7 protein-coding genes are annotated in these 7,541 nt (G+C 68.3%); 6 read left to right on the forward strand and 1 reads right to left on the reverse strand.

Features of this window, described 5'->3' with window-relative positions:
• Positions 1 to 17: 17 nt before the first annotated feature.
• On the reverse strand, positions 18 to 665 hold the full coding sequence (locus NM2_RS43285) for a helix-turn-helix domain-containing protein (protein WP_067682719.1): 648 nt from the start codon (positions 663 to 665) through the stop codon (positions 18 to 20).
• 211 nt (positions 666 to 876) lie between these two features.
• On the opposite strand from NM2_RS43285, the gene NM2_RS43290 reads away from it, so the two are divergent.
• From NM2_RS43290 to NM2_RS43315, 6 genes are all read left to right on the forward strand, one after another.
• Positions 877 to 2,133, forward strand: a complete 1,257-nt coding sequence (locus NM2_RS43290; protein ID WP_067682689.1) for an amidohydrolase family protein — start codon at positions 877 to 879, stop codon at positions 2,131 to 2,133.
• 68 nt (positions 2,134 to 2,201) lie between these two features.
• Positions 2,202 to 2,960, forward strand: a complete 759-nt coding sequence (locus tag NM2_RS43295; protein WP_067682692.1) for an ABC transporter ATP-binding protein — start codon at positions 2,202 to 2,204, stop codon at positions 2,958 to 2,960.
• A complete protein-coding gene (locus tag NM2_RS43300) occupies positions 2,957 to 3,904 on the forward strand; it encodes an ABC transporter permease (protein WP_084532184.1) in 948 nt (315 codons plus the stop codon). Before NM2_RS43295 ends, NM2_RS43300 begins: the two co-directional genes overlap by 4 nt.
• Positions 3,905 to 3,936: 32 nt before the next feature.
• Positions 3,937 to 5,112 (forward strand): nitrate ABC transporter substrate-binding protein, encoded by a 1,176-nt coding sequence (locus tag NM2_RS43305; protein ID WP_067682695.1) that lies wholly within the window; start codon positions 3,937 to 3,939, stop codon positions 5,110 to 5,112.
• A gap of 58 nt (positions 5,113 to 5,170) precedes the next feature.
• On the forward strand, positions 5,171 to 6,487 hold the full coding sequence (locus NM2_RS43310) for an FAD-binding oxidoreductase (RefSeq protein ID WP_067682698.1): 1,317 nt from the start codon (positions 5,171 to 5,173) through the stop codon (positions 6,485 to 6,487).
• Positions 6,484 to 7,257 carry a creatininase family protein gene (locus tag NM2_RS43315; protein ID WP_067682701.1) on the forward strand — a complete coding sequence of 258 codons (774 nt, stop codon included), beginning with the start codon at positions 6,484 to 6,486 and terminating at the stop codon, positions 7,255 to 7,257. The genes NM2_RS43310 and NM2_RS43315 overlap by 4 nt, the downstream gene beginning before the upstream one ends.
• Positions 7,258 to 7,541: the final 284 nt, after the last annotated feature.

Consider the following 7,541-nt stretch of genomic DNA (forward strand, 5'->3'; position numbering starts at 1 on the left):
GTCGGTGCCCCGCCGGACTATCCATCCCAGCCACGGGAATCCGCCTCGCGCCCGGCCGCTTTCACGACGATCAGCCTGGCCTGCGGGGCGTCCACCACACGCCACCGGTGTGGTGTGCGGCCAGTGTAGTAGAGGCTGTCCCCCTCCGCGAGCCGCGCGTCGCCGTGATCACCCAGATCGACCACGATCGCCCCGGTCACGACGTACACCCACTCGTCCTCGTCGTGTACGAAGTACGGGCCGAAATCACCGCTCACGTCCACGAATTCCTGCGGATAGAACGCGGCCCGGCCGTGCACGAGCAGCCGGGTCGAACCCTCTTCCCGGCCCGATCGGGCGATGCCGCGCGGCAGTTGCACGCCCTCGTGCGACCGGATCACCTGGGACTGCGCCGTATCCGCGGATCCGCCCCGACCGGCGGTGTCGGCGGCCAGCATGAGCTCCACCTGTGTGCTGCCCAGCGCCTCGGCGATCCGGGCCAGGGTCAGCATGCTGGGCCGGGCCAGGCCGCGTTCGAGCTGGCTCAGGAACGGGTGCGAGATCTGTGCCTGCTCGGCCAGCCGGACGAGGGTGAGGCCGGACTCGCGCCGCCGACGGCGGATCTCGGCGCCGAGCAGCACTCGGGGATCCGCGCCGACCGGTCCGGATCCGTTCTGCGCCTTCATATCCCGCACCTTCTCTCGTCGCACCCCGCGAGGTCCGGCGAATTCGCCCGGGCGAGGGGCGAATTAACAAGACCGTAGCTGGGTGGTTCATCTGCCGGAAACACCCCGGCTGAATAGTACTGAATGTTGATCACATCAACATTATCCTCAACCGCTAAGCCTCGCCGACCAGCCACGCCGCGAGCCACCACCCCCTCAACGAAGGATCTCCATGGATCATCAGTTGCCGCACCGTATTTCGCGGATGTGCGGGGCGACCACCCCGGACGGCGCGGTGGTCGACGTCGAGCTGGGCCACGACGGACGGCACGCGAAAGTCACCGCGGTGCGGCCGAGTACGTCCCAGCCTCCGCACGAGGACCCCGAGGCCCTGGATCTGACCGGTTTCGTCCTGTTCACCGCCCCCGCCGAACCTCATGCCCACCTCGACAAGGCCCTGTCCTGGGATGTACTCGCGCCACCGGACGCGGATCTGGCCACGGCGATCGACGTGTGGCGGCGCGGCAGTCCGGAACTGGACGAGGAGTCGTTTCATCGGCGTGCCACCACGGCCGCCCTCTCCCTGCTGCGCAACGGCACCACGGCGATCCGCACCCACGCCGACATCCTCTCCGGTCCGGACCCGTTGCGCGGCATCCGCGCGGTGGACCGAGTGCGCCGGGAGTTGCGCGGCCTGGTCGACATCGAGATCGTCGTACTCGCGCCGCCCGGCGCCGATACCGGCATCCTCGACGCGGCCCTGACGGCCGGGGCGGATCTGCTCGGCGGCGCACCGCATCTCGCACCGGACCCCGCCGCGGAGCTCACCCGGCTGCTCGACTTCGCCGAATCCCGCAGTGTCGGAACGGATCTGCACGTGGACGAATTCCTCCGCGGCGACCACCACACGCTCGCGCAATACGCCCGGCGCGTGGCCGCCTGGCCCGCGGACCGCGCCCGCACCGCCGGGCACTGCTGCCGCCTGGGCACCCTGCCTGCCCACGAACTCGCACCCGTCCTGGCACTGCTGGCCGGCGCGGGCATGGGGATCGTGAGCCTGCCCCTGACCAACCTGTACCTGCAGGGCCGGGACGAGCCGATCGCCACACCGCGCGGACTGACCGCGCTCACCGCGCTGCTCGAGGCAGGGATCCCGGTGGCCGCGGGCGCGGACAACGTGCGCGACCCGTTCAACCCGCTGGGCCGCAGCGACGCCCTGGAGACCGCCGCGCTGCTGATCGCGGCCGGACATGTCCCGCCACGCACCGCCGTGCACCTGGTCACCGACGGCGCGCGCGCAGTGCTGGGGCTGCCCGAGGCGGGCGCGAAACCCGGTGCGCGCGCGGACTTTCTGGCGGTGCGCGGCATCGGGCTGCTCGACGTCGTCGCCACCGCGCCGGCCGACCGGATCGTCATCCGCGACGGCGCGATCATCTCGATCGGCCGCACCGAATACCGCACGGCCGATGTCGCACCACTGGAGGTCTGATGTCTTCCGAACTCACCCACCCCACCGACTCCGCAAGCTCCGCTGGCTCGCCGTCCCCTGTCCCACCCATGCACGAGGCGCCACCGCGCCCCGGCACTCAGGTCCTGAGCTTCGCCTCCACCCGATTGACCTATCCCAACGGCACTCTCGCCCTGGAGGGAGTCGATCTGACCGTGCGCGCGGGCGAATTCGTCAGCGTGGTCGGGCCATCGGGTTGCGGAAAGTCGAGCCTGCTGCGGATCGCCTCCGGATTGGAGTCCGCCACCGGCGGCTACGCCCAGGTCGGCGCGAACCGGATCGGCTACGTCTTCCAGGATCCGACGCTGTTGCCGTGGCGCACGGTCAGCGACAACGTCGCCCTCCTGGCCGAGCTGGACCGCGTGCCCAAGGCCGAGCGCTACCGCCGCGCCCAGGAGGCCATCGAACTGGTCGGCCTCACCGGCTTCGAAGATCAGCTGCCGCGCATGCTGTCCGGCGGCATGCGGATGCGCGCGTCCCTGGCCCGCTCGCTCAGCGTCGATCCCGAATTGTTCCTGTTCGACGAGCCTTTCGGCGCACTGGACGAGATCACCCGCGAGCGCCTGGGCGACGAGATCACCGAACTGTTCGCCACCCGCCGGTTCGCCGGACTGTTCATCACCCACTCGGTCGCCGAAGCCGTCTACCTGTCCACCCGCGTTGCGGTGATGTCACCGCGCCCCGGCCGCATCATCGCCGAATTCGAGGTCCCCTTCGAGTTCCCACGCCGACCGGAAATCCGCTACACCCACGCATTCACAGACCTGGCGAGCCGAGTCTCCGAGGCACTGCGAGGAATTCACGTATGAGAACTGAAACGCATACTGCCCCAAACATTTCCGATGCCACCGCTGAACCGGGTGCACATCCTCCCCGGGCGGTCGAACCGACGCCACACGGCGGTGAAGATCGCAGCGCCCCAACCAGTTCCGCGCACTCGGCAACAGGCACTTCCGATACCGCCCGCCCGGCCCCTCGGAGGTTGCGCACGGTGATCGCCCCGCTGGCGGTGCTGGCCCTGGTGATCGGCGTCTGGTACGTCATCAGCTACGCGCTGCTCACCCCCGCGCGACGATTCCTGATGCCCCCGCCCCAGCAGGTGATCACCGACGGGCTGCTGGGCCCGCAGGCCCAGGAGATGTGGCAGGCGCTCGGCCGCACCGCCACCGTCGCCGGGGTCGGGCTGGTGATCGCGGTCGTGCTGGGCATCGTGTGGGCGGTGTTGATGGCGCAGGCGCGCTGGGCCGAGACCGCGCTGTTCCCGTACGCGGTGATCATGCAGTGCATCCCGATTCTGGCACTGGTGCCACTGATCGGGTTCTGGTTCGGATTCGGTTTCATCTCGAGGGTTTTCGTGTGCGTGCTGATTGCGCTGTTCCCGATCGTCTCCAACACCCTGTTCGGCCTGAAATCGGTGGACAAGGGGCTGCGCGAGTTGTTCGCACTACGCACCACCAGCCGGTGGACCGTGCTGCGCAAGCTCGAATTCCCGGCCGCGATGCCCGCGATCTTCGCCGGTCTGCGGATCTCGGCCGGCCTGTCGGTGGTCGGCGCGATCGTCGGCGACTTCTTCTTCAAGCAGGGCGATCCGGGAATCGGCATCCTGCTGGACAACTACCGCTCCCGGCTGCAGGCACCACAGCTGTTCGCGGCCATCCTGCTGGCCTCGGCCCTAGGCGTGGTCGTGTTCGTACTGTTCGGCTGGCTCGGCCGCAGGATCGTGGGCGCCTGGTACGACGACGCCCGCCACTGACCCGTTCCCCTTCTCCCGGAAGCGACAAACCCATGAGAAAGATCCCCTCGCCGCGATCGGTTGGCGCTAGTGCCGCCGTCGTTGTCCTGAGCCTGGCCGCGCTGACCGGATGCGGCCAGAGCAGCAGCGCCACAGCGAGTTCCGGCTACACCGGACCGATCGGCCCGGTGAACCTGAAGCAGGTGTGCCCGGCCAAGATCGTCGTGCAGACCGACTGGAATCCGGAGGCCGAACACGGCTTCACCTACGAAATGCTCGGCCCCGATCCGAAGATCGACGCCGCGGCCAAGCGGATCGTCGGTCCGCTGTTCGCACACGGGCAGTACACCGGCGTCGATCTCGAGATCCGGGCCGGCGGTCCGGCGATCGGCTTCCAGTCGGTCACCTCGCAGATGTACCAGGACACCTCGATCATGTTCGGGTACACCGATACCGACCACTCGGTGCAGACCGCGGCCACCACACCGACCACCGGGGTGTTCGCGCCGCTGCGCATCAACCCGCAGATGATCATGTGGGATCCGGCGACCTACCCCACCGTGCGCACCATCGCCGATCTGAAGGCCGCCAAGGCCACCGTGATGTACTACCAGGGCACCCCGTACATGGACTATTTCCTCGGCGCGGGCATTCTCGACAAGAGCCAGGTGGATGGCAGTTACGATGGCACACCCGCGAATTTCGTCGCCGCCCAGGGCAAGAAGGCCCAGCAGGGCTTCGCCAGCGCCGAGCCGTACCTCTACCAGCAGAAGATCGCGCAGTGGCACAAGCCGGTCGCCTATCAGCTGATCAACGACGCGGGATACCCGATCTACGCGTCCGAACTGGCGATACGCTCGGGTGATCTCGAGGCCGACGCCGCCTGCCTGCAACGGCTGGTCCCGGTGATGCAGCAGGCCGACGTCGACTACTTCGCCAACCCGGCCAAGGTCAACGCCCTGATCGTGGAGGCGGCCGCCAAGTACGACACCGGCTGGGTCTACGACTCCGGCGAGGCCGACTACGCGACCACCACGATGCGCAAGCTCGGCATCGTCGGCAACGAGAACGGCGCCGCCGGCGCCTTCGACCCCGCACGCGTGCAGCACATCATCGATATCACCCGGCCGGTCTATACCGCCGAAAAGGTCAGTGTCCCAGCGAAACTGACGCCCGATCAGATCGCGACCAACCGATTCGTCGACCCGAAGATCGGATTCCCCTCATGACCGAGCGTAGCGAGAGAATCTCAGGCACAACACCATCGGGTGTCGCCGAGGTGAAGTCGTGACCGCCGCCCTGTCCGCCCGGCCCCGGTTCGGCCGCGGCGACCTGGACGCCTTGATCGACGAGTTGCTGGCACTGCTGGGCCCGCGCGGGGTCAGCACCCTCGATCGCGCGCTGGACCGAGCCGCACGCGACGGCTCGACGATGAGCCCGATCCTGTCCGAGCAGCCGCTAGGACGCCCCGACGTCGTGTGCTATCCCAAAGCAGCGCAACAGGTTCCGGCGATCGTGCGAGCGGCGGTGCGACACGGCGTACCGATCACCGCTCGTGGCAAAGGCACCGGCAATTACGGTCAGGTCGTGCCCCGCTACGGCGGTCTGGTGATGGATATGACCTCGCTGTCGGCCATCCGCGAACTCACCGAGACGACCGTGACCGCCGAGGCGGGCGCGCGGATGATCAACCTGGAGCAGGCCGCCTGGGACTCCGGACGCCAGTTGTGGATGTATCCCTCGACCGCGCAGTCCACCCTCGGCGGATTCCTGGCCGGTGGCTCCGCGGGTACCGGGACGATCGTGCACGGCCGCAACCACATGGGTTTCGTCGAATCGGTCGACGTGGTCTACGGCCACGAGGACGCCGAACTGGTCCACCTCACCGGATCCGACGCGCAACCTATGGTGCACACCTACGGCGTCGCCGGCATCATCGTCGCGGCCACCGTGCGCATCGAGCCGCTGCAGGACTGGAAGTGCCTGTACGCCAGCTTCGATTCACACTATGACGCCTTCCCGGCGGCGATGCGGGCCGCGGCCATCGAGCCGAAACCGCGTCTGCTGTCGGCGGATTGCGCGAGGGTAGTCGAGGCGCTGCCCGCGGATCCGGCGTTCGCGCCGGGCCGGGCGAGCGTACGCGGCATCATCGACGCCGCCGCGCTGGACGAGACGATCGACGTCCTGGTCGCCGCCGGTGGGCGTATCGAGGCGGTGCGCACGGGACTGGCCCAGACGATGCGGCTGAGCACCCTGTCCTACAACCACCCCACCTGGTGGCTGCAGAAGGCCGTGCCGGAAACCTACTTCCACATGGAATGCCAGGGCGAGTCGCTGATCACCCGGCTACGCGAGGTGGAGGCGGTCTACCCGGGCGGCATGCTGCACCTCGAGGCCGGGTACGGAACCATGTTCGGGATGCTCAACGGCGTCTACCGCTCCCCCGAGCAGGTCTACGCCGGGGTGCCCGCCCTGGCCGAACTCGGCGTGTCGGTGCACTCGCCGCATCAGTCCTACGTCGACCTCGACGCGGACCGCGTGCGGGCACTGGCCCGCACGACCGACCCCAAGGGCCTGCTCAATCCGGGAAGGTGGCAAGAATGAGCACATCCACACGGCATTTTTTCGACCTCACCACCGCCGAAGTTCCTGTTGCGCTGCACCGTGATTCGATCCTGGTGCTGCCGACCGGGGCGATCGAGCCGCACGGGCCGCATCTGCCGCTGCGCACCGATCTGCTTGTCGCCGAGGCGGTCACCAGTGCCGCGGTCGAGCGTGCTGCCGCCGCGGGACACGACGTGTGGTTGCTGCCCGCGCTCGGCTACACCAAGTCCGATGAGCACGCCAACCTGCCTGGGGCGATGTGGCTGGAGGCGGAAACGTTGCTGCGCACCGTGATCGACCTCGGTCGCAGCATCGCGGCGACGCCGGCGAGGCGGCTGCTGTTCGTGAACTGCCACGGCGGCAATTCGGCACTGCTCGAGGTGGCGCTGCGGGAACTGCGCCGCCGTTTCGACCTGCAGACCTTCCTGCACGGCTCGCCTGCCGAGCCGGGACCGACCGAGGAAGGGTTCGGGATCCACGCGGGCTGGGCCGAGACCTCGCTCATGCTGCACCTGCGACCCGACCTGGTCGATATGAGCAAGGCGAAACCGGCTGTGCCGCACGCCATCGCCGGGCTGAAGCACGTCGGGTTCGGTAAGTCCGTCCGATTCGGCTGGCTTGCCGACGATTTCGCCGAATCCGGCGTGATCGGAGATCCCACCGGCGCCACGGCCGAACTCGGTGTGCGGATGTTCGCGGCCAAGGTCGACGCGCTGGTGGACGCGATTCCCGAGATAGCCGTCTTCGATCCGGGCCGGGTGGTGCGCTGACCGATCGGGCTTAGCGACGGCGCTTGCCTGTCGGCGGATGCCCGGTTGTAGCTCGCCACGCGCCGTCGACTCGGCTATCAGGCAGCGCCGCATGAGCTATTGCACAATCGGCACGCGCCTCGATCGGCGGCTGGGATCAACACGACCTGCGCGAATCGCTCCTGGTCCAGATCTGATGCACCAGGCGAGTCGTCCTCGGTGGTGCATCGGGCCCGCCGTCAGCCGACTCCGACAGCCGCCGGCGCGGTATTTTCCCGATCTCCGGGTATCGCCCATCTAAGCAG

It is taken from the genome of Nocardia miyunensis NBRC 108239, from assembly GCF_001613065.1.
Taxonomy (GTDB): domain Bacteria; phylum Actinomycetota; class Actinomycetes; order Mycobacteriales; family Mycobacteriaceae; genus Nocardia; species Nocardia miyunensis.

Coding starts and splice junctions, on each gene's coding strand:
- NM2_RS43290 (WP_067682689.1), top strand. CDS start 877: ATGGATCATCAGTTGCCGCACCGTATTTCGCGGATGTGCGGGGCGACC.
- NM2_RS43295 (WP_067682692.1), top strand. CDS start 2,202: ATGCACGAGGCGCCACCGCGCCCCGGCACTCAGGTCCTGAGCTTCGCC.
- NM2_RS43305 (WP_067682695.1), top strand. CDS start 3,937: ATGAGAAAGATCCCCTCGCCGCGATCGGTTGGCGCTAGTGCCGCCGTC.
- NM2_RS43285 (WP_067682719.1), bottom strand. CDS start 665: ATGAAGGCGCAGAACGGATCCGGACCGGTCGGCGCGGATCCCCGAGTG.
- NM2_RS43315 (WP_067682701.1), top strand. CDS start 6,484: ATGAGCACATCCACACGGCATTTTTTCGACCTCACCACCGCCGAAGTT.
- NM2_RS43300 (WP_084532184.1), top strand. CDS start 2,957: ATGAGAACTGAAACGCATACTGCCCCAAACATTTCCGATGCCACCGCT.